This is a genomic window from Microbacterium paludicola (genome assembly GCF_039529675.1).
Classification (GTDB): Bacteria; Actinomycetota; Actinomycetes; order Actinomycetales; family Microbacteriaceae; genus Microbacterium; species Microbacterium paludicola.
Window position 1 is genome coordinate 75,156 of sequence record NZ_BAAANG010000019.1, and the last position, 17,388, is coordinate 92,543.

Below are 17,388 nucleotides of genomic sequence, written 5' to 3' on the forward strand. Positions count from 1 at the left end.
GACTTCGGGGCCGGTGGCCTCAGCCACCGACCCCGAAGCGGATCGATCAGTTCAGATCAGGCGAACGGAATTTACTCCGCCGCGCCCTTCTCCCAGCCGACGTTCTCCACCGGCGACAGGCCGAACAGGTCAAGACCCGTGTAGGTCTCCGGCGTGAGGTTCGCCAGACCCTCCGAGGCCATCGAGATCCAGGGGCCCATGTACAGCGGCAGGATGCCCCACGTCTCGGCGATGATCTCGGCCTCGAGCGCGAGACCCGCCTCGGTCTGCTCCTCGGCGGTCGGCAGGGCCGACACCTCGTTCTTGATGCGCTCGTCGATCTCCGGCGTGCCGGTGGCCGACAGGTTCAGGCCGCTGTCCGAGCAGTACAGCTGGCACATGTACGCCACGCCGTACGGGTCACTCGACGAGAAGCCGAGCAGAACGAGATCCCAGTCCTTCGTCGTCAGGACGGTCGAGAAGTCGCTCGCCGGGCGAACGTCGATCTCGACCTGAACGCCGATCTCGGCGAGCTGCGACTGGATGACCTGGGCGCGCGCCTGCGTGATCGGGTCGTCGCCGAAGATCGGGAGGCGGCCGGCGAGCTGGACGCCGTCCTTCTCGCGGACGTCGCCGTTCAGCGTCCATCCGGCCTCGTCCAGGATCGCGTTCGCGTCCTCGACGTTGAACTCGTACCCGGCCTCGGAAAGGGCGTCGACGTAGCCCTCCTGGAACGGGAACAGGTTCAGCGAGCCGACGGGCTCCTCGGTGTAACCGAGGCCGTCCCAGACGACCTCCTTGATCTGCTCGCGGTCGATCGCCTTGAACATCGCCTCGCGGACCTCGAGATCGGCGAACTGCTCGCGCTCGGCGTTGATCTGAAGCAGGTTCGTGGCCGTGCGCTGGGCGCGGTAGGTGACCGCACCCTCGACGTCCTTGAGCTGCTCGAGGTTGTCGGCCGAGAGGTTGTCGACGTAGTTCGTCTCGCCGTTCTGGAAGGCGTTGACGGCTGCGACCGGCTCGAGCACGCGGAACGTGACCTTGTCGAGCAGCGGCTCGTCGCCCCACCAGTTCTCGTTCGGCACGAACGAGATGGTCCCGCCGTTCTTGTCGAACTCCTCGATCTTGTAGGGGCCGGCACCCCAGTCGGCGTTCGGCTCCTCGAGGTAGCCCTCGTTGAAGAGCTCGGGGCTGTTCACAGCGGGGTGCAGCGGGTGCCAGAACAGGCCCTGCCACCAGGGGTAGACCTGCGAGAACGTGACGACGGCCTGGTACTCGTCGTCGCCCTGCTCGACCGACTCGATCAGCGAGTAGCCATCGGTCGAGTTGGGGAGGTAGCCCTCCTCGGACGAGCGGTTCGCCTCCCACGTGACCTTGTACGACTCCCACGTGAACGGCGTGCCGTCGTTGAACTTCGCCTCGGGGTTGATGGTGAACGTCACGACCGTCTTGCCGTCGACCTCCTCGGCCTCCCAGCCGGTGAGGTAGTTGGGGTTGGCCGATGCCTCGCCCTCGGGAGACATCAGGATCGTCTGGGGGTTGTACCACTCCCAGATCGTCGCCGTGTCGACCGAGCCGTCCGAGTGGTTCACGTTCATCTGCGGGGTGATCTCGGAGATCGGGAAGACCACCTCGCCGCCCTGCTCGAGGTTCTCGCGCGGCTGCGGGTTGTAGTCCGCCCCCTCGATCGTCTGCGGCGCCTCTTCGCCGGCTCCGTCGTTGCCGTTGCCGTTGCCGCCGCCGGCGCAGCCGGCGAGGGTCAGAGCGAGCGCGCCGCCAGTGGCGACGACGCCCAGCAGCTTGTGCTGCAGCTTCATTCTGGTGCTCCTTTCGACGCCCGGTGGGCGTCACTGGAATGGTGGGGACTGTTGAGTTGTGAGTCGGGCAGTGTGGGACGTCAGCGGTAGTGGCAGGCGTTCACGTGGACCCCCTCGCGACCGGTGAGAGGCGGAACCTCTGTCTCGCACCGGGTTCGCTCCGCGTCTCCGAGCGTCTTGTACAGCGGGCAGCGGCTGACGAACGGGCAGCCCTTCGGCTGCTCGGTCGGGCTCGGCAGATCGCCCGTGAGCACGATGCGCTCACGGGTCCGTTCCTTCTGAGGATCGGGAACGGGGATCGCCGACAGCAGCGCCTGCGTGTACGGATGCTGCGGGTTGTCGAACACCTCATCCACGTCGCCGTGCTCGACGAAGCTTCCGAGGTACATCACCGCGACACGATCGGCGATGTGACGCACGACCGACAGGTCGTGCGCGACGAACAGATACGAGAGCCCGAGTCTGACCTTGAGCTCGTCGAGAAGATTGATGACGCCCGCCTGGATGGAGACGTCGAGCGCCGACACCGGCTCGTCCAGCACGACGACCTTGGGATTCGTCGCGAGCGCACGCGCGATGCCGATGCGCTGTCGCTGACCGCCCGAGAAGGCGGTGGGGAACCGGTCGCTGTGCGCCGGGTTCAGGCCCACGAGGTCCATGAGCTCGTCGACACGCGACTCGATGCGGCTCTTCGGCTCGCCGATGGTGCGCAGCGGCTCGGCGATGATATCGAAGACCGTCATGCGGGGGTCGAGTGCGCCCATCGGATCCTGGAAGACGATCTGGATGTCGCGGCGCAGATCGCGCTCGGCGCGGCCCGACTTCACATCGGCGACGCTGACGCCGTTGATGCGGATGTCGCCGTCCTGCTGGGCGGCGAGGTCCATGATCTGCAGCAGCGTCGTCGTCTTGCCGGAGCCCGACTCGCCGACGATCGCCATGCACTCGCCCTCGCGGACGTCGAAGGAGACGTTCTTGACGGCATGCACGTCGCCGATCCTGCGCTTGAAGAAGGCTCCGCGCGTGAGCGGGAAGGTCTTCGAGAGGTTCTCGACCTCGAGTGTGGCCGGACGCTCCTCGCGGGGCGTGCGCACGAGCTCGGAGGTGGGGATCTCCGGCACGGGGTAGACGGGGTGGCCGTCGATGAAGCCGGCGCGGATCTCCTCTGCCCGGATGCATGCCGCCCGGTGGTCTTCCTTGCCGCCGACGGGAAGCAGCTCGGGCTCCTTCCTGCGACACGCGTCCACGGCGATCGGGCACCGGTCGGCGAACGGGCAGGCGTCGGGCAGATTCACGAGCAGCGGCGGGTTGCCCTTGATCGGCACCAGCGGCTGCTTCTCGGCCTTGTCCACGCGCGGGATCGCGCCCAGCAGACCGATCGAGTACGGCATGCGGGTGTCGGCGAACAGCTCGTCGACGGGGGACTGCTCGATGGGCTTGCCTGCGTACATCACGAGCACGTCGTCGGCGATGTTGGCGACGACACCCATGTCGTGAGTGATCATGATCACCGCGGCTCCGGTCTCGCGCTGCGCGGTCTTGATCAGCTCGAGGATCTGCGCCTGGATCGTCACGTCGAGGGCCGTTGTCGGCTCATCCGCGATGATCAGCTTCGGGCGGTTCGCCATCGCGATCGCGATGACGACGCGCTGACGCATTCCGCCGGAGAACTCGTGCGGGAACGCCTTCAGGCGGTTCTCGGGGTTCGGGATCCCCACGAGGCGCAGCAGCTCGATGGCGCGCGCCGTCGCCGCCTGGCGCGACATGCGACCGTCGTGCACGGTGAGGGCCTCGATGATCTGGTCGCCGATCGTGAAGACGGGCGTCAGCGAGGTCAGCGGGTCCTGGAAGATCATGGCGATGCCGTTGCCGCGCAGCTTCGACAGCTGGGCGTCGCTCTTGCCGAGCAGCTCCTCGCCGTCGAACTGGATCGATCCGCCGATGCGCGCATTGTCGTCGAGCAGGCCCATGACGGCGAGCGACGTCACCGACTTGCCGGATCCGGACTCGCCGACGATGCCGAGAGTGCGCCCGGGGAGCAGGTCGAAGGAGACGCCGCGCACGGCGTCGACGCGACCGGCCTCCGACGGGAAGCTCACGGTGAGGTCACGGACGGTCAGCACCGGCTTGGACGTGGCGCTCGGGAGTGTGGTGTCTGCGATTGTCATGCGCGGCCTCCCGCCGCCGAGGTCGGGTCGAGCGCGTCGCGCAGGCCGTCGGCGACGAGCGCCATCGAGACGGTCAGCAGCGTCAGGGCGCCGGCCGGGAAATAAAACAGCCACGGTGCGCTCGAGACGCTGTTCGCGCCGATGCCGATCAGCGAGCCGAGCGAGACGTCCGGCAGCTTCACGCCGAAGCCGATGAACGACAGGCCGGTCTCGGTCAGCACGGCCGTGACCACGCCGAGCGTGAAGTTGATCACGAGCAGCGACCCGATGTTCGGCAGCATGTGGCGCAGCACGATCGTGAAGCCCTTGACGCCCATGTAGCGCGCCGCCTGCACGTACTCGCGCTCGCGGATGGACAGCGACAGGGTCCAGATCACCCGGGCGGAGAAGAACCAGCCCGTGAGGATCATGACGAGCGAGATCACGCGCCAGTCGCCGCCGGCGTCGTTCGAGATCATCGCGAGGATCAGGAACGTCGGCGTGACCATGAGGAAGTGGATGATGAGCAGCGTGACGCGCTCGACCGTGCCGCGGAAGTACGCGGCCGCCGCGCCGATCACGGCCGACAGGACGGTCGTGCCGATCGAGACGACCAGGGCGATCATGAGCGACCGCTGCAGGCCCACGACGACCATCGCGTACACGTCGTTGCCCGAGCCGTTGGTGCCGAACCAGTGCTCGGCGCTGGGCGGGTCGCTGAGCGACAGGAAGTCGAGCTCGATGTGGTCGTACTGCTGGAACAGCGGTCCGATGACCGCGAACAGCACGAGCACGGCGAAGATGACCAGGCCGACGAGGGCGCCGCGGTTGCGCGCGAAGCGGCGGCCGTAGAGCTCCCACTTCGACATGCGCTTGCGGCCCGGCGCGCGCAGCTCGGTGTCGGACGGCGGCGGGTTGTCGCCGTGCTCGAGGGGATCGATCAGACTGTTCGTCACGCTCATGTCAGCTCACCCGCACTCGAGGATCGAGGACCACGACGGCGACATCGGAGAGCACCGCGCCGACCGCCGTGAACACGGCGCTAAAGGCCGCGACGGCGACGACACCGTGAATGTCGTTGTTCGTGATCGTGTCGAGGAAGTACTTGCCCATGCCCTCCCACGCGAAGATCCGCTCGGTCAGGATCGCGCCGGTGAAGATCGCGGGGATCGAGAACGCCACCTGGGTCGCGACGGGGATCAGCGAGGTGCGGAGAGCGTGCCGGCGGACGGCCTGCGACTTCGTCAGGCCCTTCGCCCGTGCCATGCGCACGTAGTCGGTCTTGATGTTGTCCAGAAGCAGCGAGCGCTGCAGGAAGTGGTACTGCGCGTACCCCGTGAGCACGAGCGCGAGCGTGGGAAGAACGAGATGCTGCAGCGTGTCGAGGAGCACGGGGAAGAAACCACTGACCCCGAGCGACGCGGCTCCGGTCACGTAGAAGATGCGGGTGCCGACCGCGTCGTTGAGGGCGATCGCCAGCAGCACGATGGCGAGCGCACCGACGACGACGGGGATGTTCATCGTGACGATCGAGACGCCCTGCCAGACGCGATCCGCGGTCTTGTACTGACGCGAGGCGGTGTACACGCCGAGGCCGATGCCGACGAGCGTCAGCAGGATCGTCGCGCCGAGCATCAGCTCGGCGGATACCCACATGCGGTAGGCGACCTGCTCGTTGACCGATTGCCCGACGGGGCTGACGCCCCAGTCCCAGCGCAGCAGGATGCCGCTGAACCAGCCCCACCAGCGCTCGATGAGCGGGATCTTGTCGTCGAGATTGCGCGGGCGCAGCAGACCGACGATCTGCTCTTCGGTCAGGGGAGGGCGGCGGCCGACGTAGTTCGCGCGAGGGTCGAGATAACCCCAGGCGAGGAAGTACGTCAGATTGGTCACCGCCACGATCATCAGCAGCCAGCCCGCAGTGCGGCGCAGCATAAAACGGATCAAGGCGTAGGACTTCTTTCGTAACAGACGTTGACCGGGACTCTACCCCGCGGCTGCGCCCTCACCATCGAAGGCACTCACCGGTGCGAAAAGCGTTACCTATCTGTGCTCTCGCCGTGAAAAACATGCAACACAAGCGCTATCGCCGTGCAACCTGCATGGTGCACGCAGGCGCGGGTGTATCGCAAGTGGGCGTTCTGCCCCATGGGAGAGGCGGGAAGGAGAAGCGGGAGGGGGACCGTAGAATCGAACGGACATGTCACCCCGCGCCTCTACTCCGCTCGAGCCCGCCGCGACGCCCCCCGAGCGCATCCGCAACTTCTGCATCATCGCCCACATCGACCACGGCAAGTCCACCCTGGCCGACCGAATGCTGCAGATCACCGGCGTGGTCTCCGACCGGGACATGCGGGCGCAGTACCTCGACCGGATGGACATCGAGCGCGAGCGCGGCATCACGATCAAGTCGCAGGCGGTGCGCATGCCGTGGACCCTTCGGCAGGCTCAGGGACCGGACGTGACGGTCGCGCTGAACATGATCGACACCCCGGGTCACGTCGACTTCACCTACGAGGTCTCGCGCTCGCTTGCTGCCTGCGAGGGCGCCATCCTGCTCGTCGATGCGGCACAGGGCATCGAGGCCCAGACGCTCGCGAACCTGTACCTCGCGCTCGAGAACGATCTGACGATCATCCCGGTGCTGAACAAGATCGACCTTCCCGCGGCCGATCCCGATCGCTTCGCCAAGGAGCTCGCCGACCTGATCGGCGGCAGCCCCGACGACGTGCTGCGCGTGTCCGGCAAGACCGGGCAGGGCGTCGAGGAGCTGCTCGACCGCCTCGTGCGCGAGATCCCGGCCCCGAAGGGCGACGCCGATGCGCCGGCCCGCGCAATGATCTTCGACTCCGTGTACGACGCGTACCGCGGCGTCATCACCTACGTGCGAATGATCGACGGATCGCTGTCGCCGCGCGAGCGCGTGCAGATGATGTCGACCAAGGCGACGCATGAGCTTCTGGAGATCGGCGTGTCGGCGCCCGAGCCGGTGCCGTCGAAGGGCCTCGGCGTGGGCGAGGTGGGCTACCTCATCACGGGTGTGAAGGACGTGCGCCAGTCGAAGGTCGGCGACACCGTCACGAACGCGCGCACGCCCGCGAGCGACGCTCTGGCCGGCTACGTCGATCCGAAGCCGATGGTGTACTCGGGTCTGTATCCGATCGACGCGAGTGACTACCCGGATCTGCGCGACGCCCTCGACAAGCTGAAGCTGTCGGATGCCTCGCTCGCGTACGAGCCCGAGACCTCGGTCGCGCTGGGCTTCGGCTTCCGCTGCGGGTTCCTCGGCCTGCTTCACCTCGAGATCATCACCGAGCGCCTCGAGCGCGAGTTCGGCCTCGACCTGATCACCACCGCTCCGAGCGTGATCTACGAGGTCACGACCGAGACGGGCGAGACGATCGTCGTCACCAACCCGAGCGAGTACCCCGACGGCAAGATCAACGCCGTCACCGAGCCCATCGTGAAGGCCTCGATCCTCGCGCCGAAGGACTACGTCGGCACGATCATGGACCTCTGCCAGACGCGTCGCGGCACGCTGCTCGGCATGGACTACCTCTCGGAGGAGCGCGTCGAGCTGAAGTACACGATGCCGCTCGGCGAGATCGTGTTCGACTTCTTCGACCAGCTCAAGAGCCGCACGCAGGGCTACGCGAGCCTCGACTACGAGCCCGCCGGCCGACAGGAGGCCGACCTCGTGAAGGTCGACATCCTGCTGCAGGGCGACCGCGTCGACGCGTTCAGCGCGATCGTCCACCGTGAGAAGGCCTACGCGTACGGCACGACGATGACCGAGCGCCTGCGCAAGCTCATCCCTCGCCAGCAGTTCGAGGTGCCCATCCAGGCGGCGATCGGCGCGCGGATCATCGCGCGCGAGAACATCCGCGCGATGCGCAAGGACGTGCTCGCCAAGTGCTACGGCGGTGACATCAGCCGCAAGCGCAAGCTGCTCGAGAAGCAGAAGGAGGGCAAGAAGCGCATGAAGACCATCGGTCGCGTCGAGGTGCCCCAGAACGCGTTCATCGCGGCGCTGTCGGGCGACGTCGAGGCGAAGGCGAAGTAGCCGCTCAGGCTCGGCACGTAGGGTGGATCACATGCGTCGCGGCACCTTCCAGGACGAGACGGTCGACTATGCGGCCGTCGGCGCCACCCAGGCGAACGACCTGCTCCAGTACCCGCCGGAGCACAGCATCCCGGCTGCGGATTCGTGGCGCATCGGCAGCGGCGAGGAGCGTTTCCGCACGGCGGGCGACGCCCTGCTGTCGTGGGGTGCGCTGAAGGGCGCGGGCCTGAAGGTCACGGACGTGCGCCCGGCGCCGGGACCGGCCTATTCGGGAGTGAGCTTCGACGGCGAGGGCAACCCGGTGGCTCCCTCCAAGCTCGAGAGCGACCAGCGCTACGACGCCGAGGGCACTCCGTACGCGGGCCCCGGAACGACGCTTCGCGTGCACGGCCGCGTCAACGGGATGCGCGCCGACGCCGAGCTGCGGGTCATCTTCGTGATCGAGGAGGCGCGCCGCGTCGGCTTCGCCCTCGGCACCGTCGGCGGGTCGATGGTCAGCGGCGAGGAGTCGTTTATGGTCGAGTGGCGCGACAACGATGAGGTGTGGTGCACAGTGAAGGCGTTCGACCGCGGCGTGGGGCTGCTGTACCGGATGTTCAAGGGCTTCGTGCGCCGTCGCCGCCGGGCGCTGTTCGCCGGGTACCTGCGCGCGATCTCCCCGCTGTTCGCCACGCCGGGTTCGTGACGGGCCGCTGATGGCCGGCCCGCTGCCCCTCGGCGATCCGGCCCCGGCCGACGGACGCCTGCCCGACGGGATCCTGATCGATCCGGATGTCGACTTCGGCGTGTATCTGCACGTGCCGTTCTGCCGCGTGCGCTGCGGTTACTGCGACTTCAACACGTACACGTCGAGCGAGCTGCGCGGGGCGCGCCAGGACGAGTACGCCGACACGCTGCTGCGCGAGATCGCGCTCGGCCGCGAGGTGCTGGCGGACGCGGGCGCGCTGCGCCCGGCGCGCACCGTGTTCTTCGGCGGCGGCACGCCGACCCTGCTGCCCGCGGGCGATCTGGGGCGGATGCTCGACGGCGTGCGCGACGCGTTCGGCCTCGCGGACGGCGCCGAGGTCACGGTGGAGGCGAACCCCGACACGGTGACACCCGCCGTCGTGCGCGAGCTCGCGGCATCCGGTGTGAACCGCATGTCGATCGGGATGCAGTCGTCGGTGCCGCATGTGCTCGCGGCGCTCGATCGCACGCACACGCCGTCGAACGTGCGCACGGCGGTGGACGACGCGCGGGACGCGGGGCTGGACGTCAGCGTCGACCTCATCTACGGCGCGCCGGGGGAGACCCTCGCCGACTGGGAGGCCTCGCTGGACGCCGCCCTCGCGCTCGAGTCCGACCACATCTCGGCCTACGCGCTGATCATCGAGGACGGCACGAAGCTCGCCCGCCAGATCAAGCGCGGTGAGGTGCCCGCGCCGGACGACGATCTGCAGGCCGACATGTACGAGCTGGCCGACGCGAAGCTGGGCGCCGCGGGCTTCGAGTGGTACGAGGTCAGCAACTGGGCGCGCGGCGAGCGCCACCGCTCGCGGCACAACCTCGCGTACTGGCGCAGCTCCGACTGGTGGGGGTTCGGCCCGGGCGCGCACAGCCACGTGGGCGGCCTGCGCTGGTGGAACGTGAAGCATCCCGCCGCGTACGCCCAGCGCCTGGCGCTCGGCGAGTCGCCCGCGGCCGGACGCGAGACACCGGACGCCGATGCCCGCGCGCTCGAGCGTGTGCTGCTCGAGAGCCGGATCCGCGAGGGGCTCGCTGTCGAGTCCCTCGGAGCCGACGCCCGGCGCAATGTCGCCGGACTCGTGGCCGACGGTCTCGTGGATGGCGCGGCGGCCATCCGCGGGCGCGTTGTGCTCACCCTGCGCGGGCGTCTCCTCGCCGACGCCGTCGTGCGCGCGCTCACGGAGTGATGGCACCCTCCGGTCGTTGAGCGACCGAGCGAAGCGAGGGAACGGAGTGATGGCACCCTCCGGTCGTTGAGCGACCGAGCGAAGCGAGGGAGTCGAAACGCGCAATGTCTGGGCGACTGCTGATCCGGGCAGTCCAGGCCGTTTCGACTCGCCTCGCCTGCTCAGCGACGCGACGCCGAACCTCGCTAGAATTGGCACTCAGAACGAGTGAGTGCCAAGCGCGACGGGGAGGTGCCCATGGTCACGGACCGCGGACTGCAGGTCCTGCGCGCGATCGTGCAGGACTACGTCGACACGCACGAACCTGTCGGCAGCAAGTCGATCGTCGAACGCCACGCCTTCGGGGTGTCGGCCGCGACCATCCGCAACGACATGGCGCTGCTCGAGGACGAGGAGCTGATCACCGCTCCGCACACCTCGTCCGGCCGGGTGCCCACCGACAAGGGCTACCGGGTCTTCGTCGACCACCTCGCCGAGCTGCGACCGCTCTCCACGGCGCAGCGCGCGGCGATCTCGACCTTCCTGCAGGATCCGGCCGACCTCGATGACCTGCTGGCCCGCACCGTGCGCCTGCTCACGCAGCTCACCGGCCAGGTCGCGCTCGTCCAGTACCCGTCGTTCGCCTCGGCGAACGTGACCCACGTCGAACTCGTGCGGTTGGACGAGTTCCGGATGCTCGTCATCATCGTGACCGACACGGGACGCGTGTCGCAGCGGCTGACGGCGACCCCGAGCGGCGTCGACGAGCAGGATGTGGCCCTGCTTCGCGCGCAGCTCGCTTCGCTCATCACCGGACGCTCGGTGCGATCCGGTTCCGAGCGGATCGAGGAGCTGCGCGCATCCGCGCCCGCCGACCGCGCGCGGCTCGACGAGGCGCTCCTCACGATCGCCGCCGTCGCCGGGGAGGAGCTCGACGAGTTCCGGCAGGACCGCCTCGTGATGGCCGGCGCGGCGACGCTCGCCAAGCGCGAGCAGGACTTCCGCGGCAGCATCCATCCGCTCCTCCAGGCGATCGAGGAGCAGGTGACCCTGCTGCGGCTGATGTCGGAGATGGCGGCGGATGAGAAGGGTCTCTCGGCCAGCATCGGACGCGAGAACGACGCGTTCGGGCTGACGGAGGCCTCCGTCATCACCAGCGACTACGACGCCGGCGTCGGCCGGGCACGCGTGGGGCTGATGGGCCCCACGCGGATGGACTACCCGAGCAACCTGGCGGCGGCTCGCGCCGTGGCGCGGTACCTCACCAGGCTGCTCGACGAGGACGAGAACCGCCGGTAAGCGGCATCGATCAACCGGGATCGCCCGAGCGCGATCCATCGAAAGTGCGGGGCCGCGCGGGTGCGCGACCCCCGAGAGGCGGACTGTGGCTGACCACTACGAGGTGCTCGGAGTGTCGCGCGAGGCGAGCTCCGACGAGATCAAGAAGGCCTATCGCAAGCTGGCGCGCCAGCTTCACCCCGACGTGAATCCCAGCGAGGACGCGGCCGAGAAGTTCAAGCTCGTCACCCACGCCTACGAGGTGCTGAGCGATGACGAGAAGCGTCGCCGCTACGACATGGGCGGCGACGACAGCATGTTCGGCGGGGCGGGCGGCTTCGGCGGCTTCAGCGACATCTTCGAGACCTTCTTCGGCGCGGGAGGCGGCGGCCGCGGTGGTCGCCCGCGCTCCCGCCGTGAGCGGGGCCAGGATGCGCTCGTGCGCGTCACGCTCGAGCTCGGCGACGTCGTCTTCGGCGCCCACCGCGACCTCGAGGTCGACACGGCAGTGCTGTGCGAGACGTGCAACGGCTCGTGCTGCCAGCCCGGCACCGGCCCCGAGCGCTGCGAGATCTGCGGCGGCTCCGGTCACGTGCAGCGCCAGGTGCGCAGCCTTCTCGGCAACGTCGTCACCTCCCAGCCCTGCGGTGCCTGCCAGGGGTACGGCACGACGATCCCGCACCCGTGCCCGACGTGCGGCGGTCAGGGCCGCGTGCGTTCGCGTCGCACCGTGTCGGTCGACATCCCCGCCGGCGTCGAGTCGGGCCTGCGGCTGCAGCTGCCCGGCTCGGGCGAGGTCGGCCCCGCGGGCGGCCCGAACGGCGACCTCTACATCGAGGTGCAGGTCACGCCGCACCCGGTGTTCAGCCGCGACGGCGACGACCTGCTCGCGACGCTCGAGGTCTCGATGACCGACGCGATCCTGGGCTCGACCACGACGATCGAGGCGCTCGACGGGCCCGTCGACCTCGAACTGCGCCCCGGCGTGCAGGGCGGCGACGTGCTGACCATCAAGGACCGCGGCATCACCGGGCTGCGTTCGGGCCAGCGCGGCGACCTGCGGGTCGGCGTGCACGTGGTCACCCCGACGCGGCTCGACGCCAAGGAGCGCGCGCTGGTCGAGGAGCTCGCGAAGCGCACAAAGGCGCCAGCGCCGCGACTGGCGGAGTTCCATCAGGGCCTGTTCTCGAAGCTGCGCGACCGCTTCCGGCAGGGCTGATCCGCCGTGGCCCTTCACTTCATCGACGAGACGGCCGGCGCCGTCGCGCCCGGCGACACGCTGACGCTCACGGGAGCGGAGGCCCACCATGCCGCCGCCGTGCGCCGCGTGCGCGTGGGCGAGGCGGTCACCGTGACCGACGGCCGCGGAGCCTGGCTGGAGGGCGAGTGCGAGAGCGTCGCCCCGCGCGAGGTGGTCGTCCGGATCGTCGCGCGCCGTGACGAGGACGCCCCGAGCCCGCGCATCGCGCTGGCCCAGGCGCTGGCGAAGGGCGATCGCGACGAGCTCGCGGTGCAGGCGGCGACCGAGCTGGGTGTCGACGAGATCGTGCCGTGGCAGGCGTCGCGCTCCGTCTCGCGCTGGGAGGGGCCGAAGGCCGAGAAGGGCCGCACCCGCTGGGCGACCATCGTGCGCGAGGCCGCGAAGCAGGCGCACCGCGCCTGGCTTCCCGAGGTCACGCCGATCGCCACGACGGCCGCTCTCGCCGCGCGGGGCGACCGCATCCTCGTGCTCGAGCCGACGGCGGAAGTGCGGCTGAGCGCGGTCGACCTTGCGGACGCGGGGTCCATCCTGCTCGTCGTGGGCCCGGAGGGCGGCATCACGCCCGAGGAGCTCGCCCGTCTCGAGGAGGCCGGCGCGACCCGTGTGCGCCTGGGTGACACGGTGCTGCGCACATCGACCGCGGGGCCCGCCGCTCTCGCGCTCGTCAACGCGCGCCTCGGCCGCTGGTGAAGGCGGAGACCCGCTCGGGCCCCGCGCATAGACTGGACGACATGGCTGAACCCTCGATCTTCACCCGCATCCTGCAGGGAGACATCCCCGGCGAGATCGTCGCCGAGACCGAGCGCGTGTTCGCCATCAAGGACATCGCCCCGCAGGCGCCGGTGCACCTGCTCGTGATCCCGAAGACGCAGGAGTACCGCGACGTCACCGAGCTCGCCGCCGGGGATGCGACGCTCCTCGCCGAGATGATCGCCCTGGCCAAGCGCCTCGGCCGCGAGCACGCCGACGACGGCGACTTCCGTCTGATCTTCAACACGGGCGCCGGCGCCGGGCAGACCGTCTTCCACGTCCACGCGCACCTGCTCGCGGGCGGCCTCGGAGAGAAGAGCCTCGTCGGTGAGTGACGCGAACCGCGACGACATCGTCACCGACACCGTGACGGCCGACGGCGTGGCGATGGTGCAGCTGCTCGGCCCGCAGGACCGCCTGCTGCGCATGGTCGAGAAGGCCCATCCGCGCGTGGACGTCCACGTCCGCGGCAACGAGATCACCCTGCGCGGAGAGGCCGCCGAGGTGCGCGCCGCGCGCACACTCGTCGACGAGCTGCTGCACATGACCAAGGCCGGCCACGCGCTCGGTGAGGCCGACGTGCAGAGCTCTGCCCGGATGCTGCGCGACGAGTCGGGCCCGCGACCCAGCGAGGTCATGGGCGAGGCGATCCTGTCGAGCCGAGGCAAGACGATCCGGCCCAAGACCGTGGGGCAGAAGGAGTACGTCGACGCGATCGACGAGAACACCATCGTGTTCGGCATCGGTCCCGCCGGAACCGGCAAGACCTACCTCGCCATGGCCAAGGCGGTGCAATCGCTGCAGCGTCGCGAGGTCGACCGGATCATCCTGACCCGGCCCGCCGTGGAGGCGGGGGAGCGGCTCGGCTTCCTTCCCGGCACGCTGACCGACAAGATCGACCCGTACCTGCGCCCGCTGTACGACGCGCTCAACGAGATGATGGATCCCGAGCTCGTCCCGAAGCTGATGGCGACCGGCACGATCGAGGTCGCCCCGCTCGCCTACATGCGCGGTCGCACGCTCAACAACTCGTTCGTCGTGCTCGACGAGGCGCAGAACACCACGCCCGAGCAGATGAAGATGTTCCTGACCCGTCTCGGCTTCGGCACGAAGATGGTCGTCACGGGCGACATCACCCAGGTCGACCTGCCGCAGGGCGCGTCCGGCCTGCGGCTCGTGACGCGCGTGCTCGACAGGATCGACGACATCCACTTCTCGCGGCTGACAAGCGACGACGTCGTGCGCCACTCGCTGGTCGGCCGCATCGTCGACGCGTACAGCGAGTACGACGAGCGCCGCCTCGCGGCCCGGCACGAGCGCGACGAGGCCAGCGAGTTCGCCAACCGCGCCGAGCGCCGTGCCGCCACCGCGCGCCCCACCGGTCCGCGTGACCGCATGCCCAAGCGAGGACGATCGTGATCGACATCAACAACGAGTCCGCCGTCGAGATCGACGAGTCGGTGCTGCTGCGCCTCACGCAGCACAACCTCGCGGCGCTGAACGTGTCGCCGGATGCCGACGTGGCGATCGTGCTCGTCGACGAGGGCGCGATGGAGCAGCTGCACCTGCAGTGGATGGACGAGCCAGGCCCGACCGATGTCCTGAGCTTCCCGATGGATGAGCTCCGCCCCGGGACCGAGGACCAGCCGACCCCTCCCGGGCTGCTGGGCGACATCGTGCTGTGCCCGCAGGTCGCGGAGTCGCAGGCGGAGACGGCCGGTCACTCCACGATGGACGAGCTCATCCTGCTCACCACGCACGGCCTGCTCCACCTTCTCGGCTACGACCACGCGGAGCCCGAGGAGGAGCGCGAGATGTTCGGCCTGCAGCGCGAGCTCATCGCCGCGTTCGCCGCGGCGGAGCGCCGCCGGTCGGCGTGAGTACTGACGGATGACAGACCTCCCCGCGGATCTCCTGACCCCCGTCGCCTCGCTGCTGCTCGTCGGCGGGCTGCTGTTCGTGCTGTTCGCCGGCCTCATGTCGGCGATCGACGCGGCGCTGTCCGTGACGTCCCGCGGCGACCTCGTCGACCTCGCGTCTGAGGGTCGCAGCGCGAAGGCCCTGGCGCGCATCGCGGCCGATCCGGATCGCCACGCGGGCGTGATCGTGTTCGTGCGCGTGTTCGCCGAGACCGCGGCCGCGGTGCTGGTGACGGCGGCGTTCACGCTCATCCTGAACAGCATCTGGTGGGCCCTGCTCGTCACGGCGCTGCTGATGACGGGCGTGTCGTTCGTCGCCGTGGCGTCGATCCCCGCCACCTTCGGGCGCCGCTACGCGTCGACCCTGCTGCCGTTCACGGCCTCCCTCGTGCGCGCGGTCCTCATCGTTCTCGGCCCGCTGTCGAGCCTTCTCGCCGCCTTCGGAAACCGCCTGACTCCCGGCGGTGGACGCCGCAGCTTCGAGTCGGAGGAGCAGCTGCTCAGCATCGTCGACGAGGCCGCGTCGCACGCCCTCATCGAGGCGGACGACCGGGCACTCATCCACTCGGTCTTCGACTTCACCGACCAGGTCGTCCGCGCCGTCATGGTGCCGCGCACCGAGATGGTGACCGTCGAGGCCGACGCCACGATCCACGAGGCGATGCGCCTGTTCCTCGACCGCGGGATCTCCCGCATGCCCGTCGTGGACGGGGAGGTCGACGACATCATCGGCGTGCTGTACCTGAAGGACGTCGTGCAGTTCGGCTTCCGCGATGCCGCGGGGCTCCGCGACTCGGGGCTGTGGCGCGACGCCGGCATCCGCGGGATCGCGCGCCCCGCCGTGTTCGTTCCCGAGCAGATGCGCGCGGAGACGCTGCTGCAGCAGATGAAGCGCGACGCCGTGCACGTCTGCCTCGTGGTGGACGAGTACGGCGGGATCGCCGGGCTCGTCACCCTCGAGGACCTCATCGAGGAGCTCGTGGGCGAGATCGCCGACGAGTACGACGTGCCCTCGAAGGAGATCGTCGAGCTCGCGGGCGGCCGCTATCGCGTGAGCTCGCGACTGTCGCTGGACGAGGTCGGCGACCTGTTCGGCGTCGAGCTGGAGGACGAGGACGTCGACTCGATCGGCGGCCTGATGGCCAAGACCCTCGGACGTGTGCCCCAGCCGGGCGACGTGGCAGAGGTGGCCGGGATCGTGATCACCGGCGGAACGTCGCGGGGACGCGGCCGCGGCATCGCGACGGTGTTCGTCGAGCGCGGAGAGGCGCTGCGGACGATCGAGGAGTACAGGGAGAGAGACGATGACTGAGTCACCGCGATCCGGGTTCGTGACGTTCGTGGGGCGGCCGAACGTCGGCAAGTCCACCCTGATGAACGCGCTGGTGGGCGAGAAGGTCGCCATCACGAGCGAGAAGCCGCAGACAACGCGACGCGCGATCCGGGGCATCCTGAACCGGCCGGCCGGTCAGCTCGTCGTCGTCGACACGCCGGGCATCCACAAGCCGCGGACCCTTCTCGGCCAGCGCCTGAACGACCTCGTCGAGCAGGTGCTGGGCGACGTGGACGTCATCGCGTTCTGCGCTCCGGCGCCCGAGAAGGTCGGCCCCGGCGACCGCCGCATCGCCGAGTCGCTCGACGGCTACCCGCGCGCCAAGAAGGTCGCGATCGTGACGAAGACGGATGCCGCCTCGTCCGACCAGATCATGGAGCGTCTCCTCGAGGTCAACGCGCTGCGCGAGGACTGGGCCGCGGTCATCCCGCTGTCCTCTCTCACCGGCGACCAGCTGGAGGTGCTGAGCGACGAGCTGCTCGCCCTGATGCCCGAGGGCCCGCCGCTCTACGAGGAGGGCGTCGTCACCGACGAGACCCTCGAGGACCGGATCGCCGAGATCATCCGCGAGGCGGCGCTCGAGGGAGTGCGCGACGAGCTTCCGCACTCGATCGCCGTGACGCTCGATGAGATCTCGCTGCGCGAGGACCGGGACGACCTCACCGATGTGCACGCGAGCGTCGTCGTCGAGCGCGACAGCCAGAAGGCGATCATCATCGGCCACAAGGGCTCGCGTCTGCGCGACGTCGGCGCCCGCGCCCGCGCCCAGATCGAGACGCTCGTCGGCACGAAGGTGTTCCTGAAGCTCCACGTGCGCGTGGCGAAGGAGTGGCAGCGCGACCCCAAGCAGCTGGGTCGCCTGGGATTCTGATCGGTCGAGCCTGAGCGCGGGAGAGCGCGCCTGAGTTGAAACAATCGCCGGGGCGCTCGACCGCCCCGAATGCGGGAG

At 69.2% G+C, this 17,388-nt stretch carries 15 protein-coding genes; 11 read left to right on the forward strand and 4 right to left on the reverse strand.

Annotated elements, in window-relative coordinates; all coding sequences use genetic code 11:
• Window positions 1–71: 71 nt before the first annotated feature.
• From ABD161_RS10000 to ABD161_RS10015, 4 genes are all read right to left on the reverse strand, one after another.
• Window positions 72–1,796 (reverse strand): ABC transporter family substrate-binding protein, encoded by a 1,725-nt coding sequence (locus tag ABD161_RS10000; protein WP_135113261.1) that lies wholly within the window; start codon window positions 1,794–1,796, stop codon window positions 72–74.
• A gap of 80 nt (window positions 1,797–1,876) precedes the next feature.
• Complete coding sequence (locus ABD161_RS10005; RefSeq protein ID WP_135113259.1) at window positions 1,877–3,964, reverse strand: ABC transporter ATP-binding protein; 2,088 nt, start codon at window positions 3,962–3,964, stop codon at window positions 1,877–1,879.
• Window positions 3,961–4,905 carry an ABC transporter permease gene (locus ABD161_RS10010; RefSeq protein WP_344002107.1) on the reverse strand — a complete coding sequence of 315 codons (945 nt, stop codon included), beginning with the start codon at window positions 4,903–4,905 and terminating at the stop codon, window positions 3,961–3,963. Before ABD161_RS10010 ends, ABD161_RS10005 begins: the two co-directional genes overlap by 4 nt.
• Window position 4,906: 1 nt before the next feature.
• Window positions 4,907–5,878 carry an ABC transporter permease gene (locus ABD161_RS10015; RefSeq protein ID WP_344002109.1) on the reverse strand — a complete coding sequence of 324 codons (972 nt, stop codon included), beginning with the start codon at window positions 5,876–5,878 and terminating at the stop codon, window positions 4,907–4,909.
• Between the two features lie 265 nt (window positions 5,879–6,143).
• Between ABD161_RS10015 and lepA the strand changes: the two genes are divergently transcribed.
• The 11 genes from lepA to era all read left to right on the forward strand — a co-directional run bounded on the left by lepA (window position 6,144) and on the right by era (window position 17,310).
• A complete protein-coding gene (lepA, locus tag ABD161_RS10020) occupies window positions 6,144–8,006 on the forward strand; it encodes a translation elongation factor 4 (RefSeq protein ID WP_135113255.1) in 1,863 nt (620 codons plus the stop codon).
• 31 nt (window positions 8,007–8,037) lie between these two features.
• On the forward strand, window positions 8,038–8,691 hold the full coding sequence (locus tag ABD161_RS10025) for a DUF1990 domain-containing protein (RefSeq protein ID WP_344002114.1): 654 nt from the start codon (window positions 8,038–8,040) through the stop codon (window positions 8,689–8,691).
• 10 nt (window positions 8,692–8,701) lie between these two features.
• Window positions 8,702–9,919: a radical SAM family heme chaperone HemW gene (gene hemW / locus ABD161_RS10030; protein ID WP_344002117.1), complete on the forward strand. Its 1,218-nt coding sequence runs from the start codon at window positions 8,702–8,704 to the stop codon at window positions 9,917–9,919.
• A gap of 237 nt (window positions 9,920–10,156) precedes the next feature.
• Window positions 10,157–11,197 (forward strand): heat-inducible transcriptional repressor HrcA, encoded by a 1,041-nt coding sequence (hrcA, locus tag ABD161_RS10035; RefSeq protein ID WP_344002120.1) that lies wholly within the window; start codon window positions 10,157–10,159, stop codon window positions 11,195–11,197.
• 85 nt (window positions 11,198–11,282) lie between these two features.
• Complete coding sequence (gene dnaJ / locus ABD161_RS10040) at window positions 11,283–12,395, forward strand: molecular chaperone DnaJ (protein WP_344002123.1); 1,113 nt, start codon at window positions 11,283–11,285, stop codon at window positions 12,393–12,395.
• A 6-nt stretch (window positions 12,396–12,401) separates the two neighbouring features.
• A complete protein-coding gene (locus ABD161_RS10045; RefSeq protein ID WP_344002126.1) occupies window positions 12,402–13,127 on the forward strand; it encodes a 16S rRNA (uracil(1498)-N(3))-methyltransferase in 726 nt (241 codons plus the stop codon).
• Between the two features lie 41 nt (window positions 13,128–13,168).
• Window positions 13,169–13,522 (forward strand): HIT domain-containing protein, encoded by a 354-nt coding sequence (locus ABD161_RS10050; protein WP_344002129.1) that lies wholly within the window; start codon window positions 13,169–13,171, stop codon window positions 13,520–13,522.
• A 52-nt stretch (window positions 13,523–13,574) separates the two neighbouring features.
• Entirely contained in the window at window positions 13,575–14,606 is a 1,032-nt protein-coding gene (locus tag ABD161_RS10055; RefSeq protein ID WP_135113292.1) for a PhoH family protein, read from the forward strand.
• Complete coding sequence (gene ybeY / locus ABD161_RS10060; RefSeq protein ID WP_135113241.1) at window positions 14,600–15,067, forward strand: rRNA maturation RNase YbeY; 468 nt, start codon at window positions 14,600–14,602, stop codon at window positions 15,065–15,067. The genes ABD161_RS10055 and ybeY overlap by 7 nt, the downstream gene beginning before the upstream one ends.
• 10 nt (window positions 15,068–15,077) lie before the next feature.
• The gene (locus ABD161_RS10065; protein ID WP_135113239.1) at window positions 15,078–16,418 is read left to right on the forward strand and encodes a hemolysin family protein; all 1,341 of its coding nucleotides are present in this window, start codon (window positions 15,078–15,080) and stop codon (window positions 16,416–16,418) included.
• Window positions 16,411–17,310 carry a GTPase Era gene (era, locus tag ABD161_RS10070; RefSeq protein ID WP_135113237.1) on the forward strand — a complete coding sequence of 300 codons (900 nt, stop codon included), beginning with the start codon at window positions 16,411–16,413 and terminating at the stop codon, window positions 17,308–17,310. Before ABD161_RS10065 ends, era begins: the two co-directional genes overlap by 8 nt.
• The last annotated feature ends 78 nt before the right edge of the window (window positions 17,311–17,388 follow it).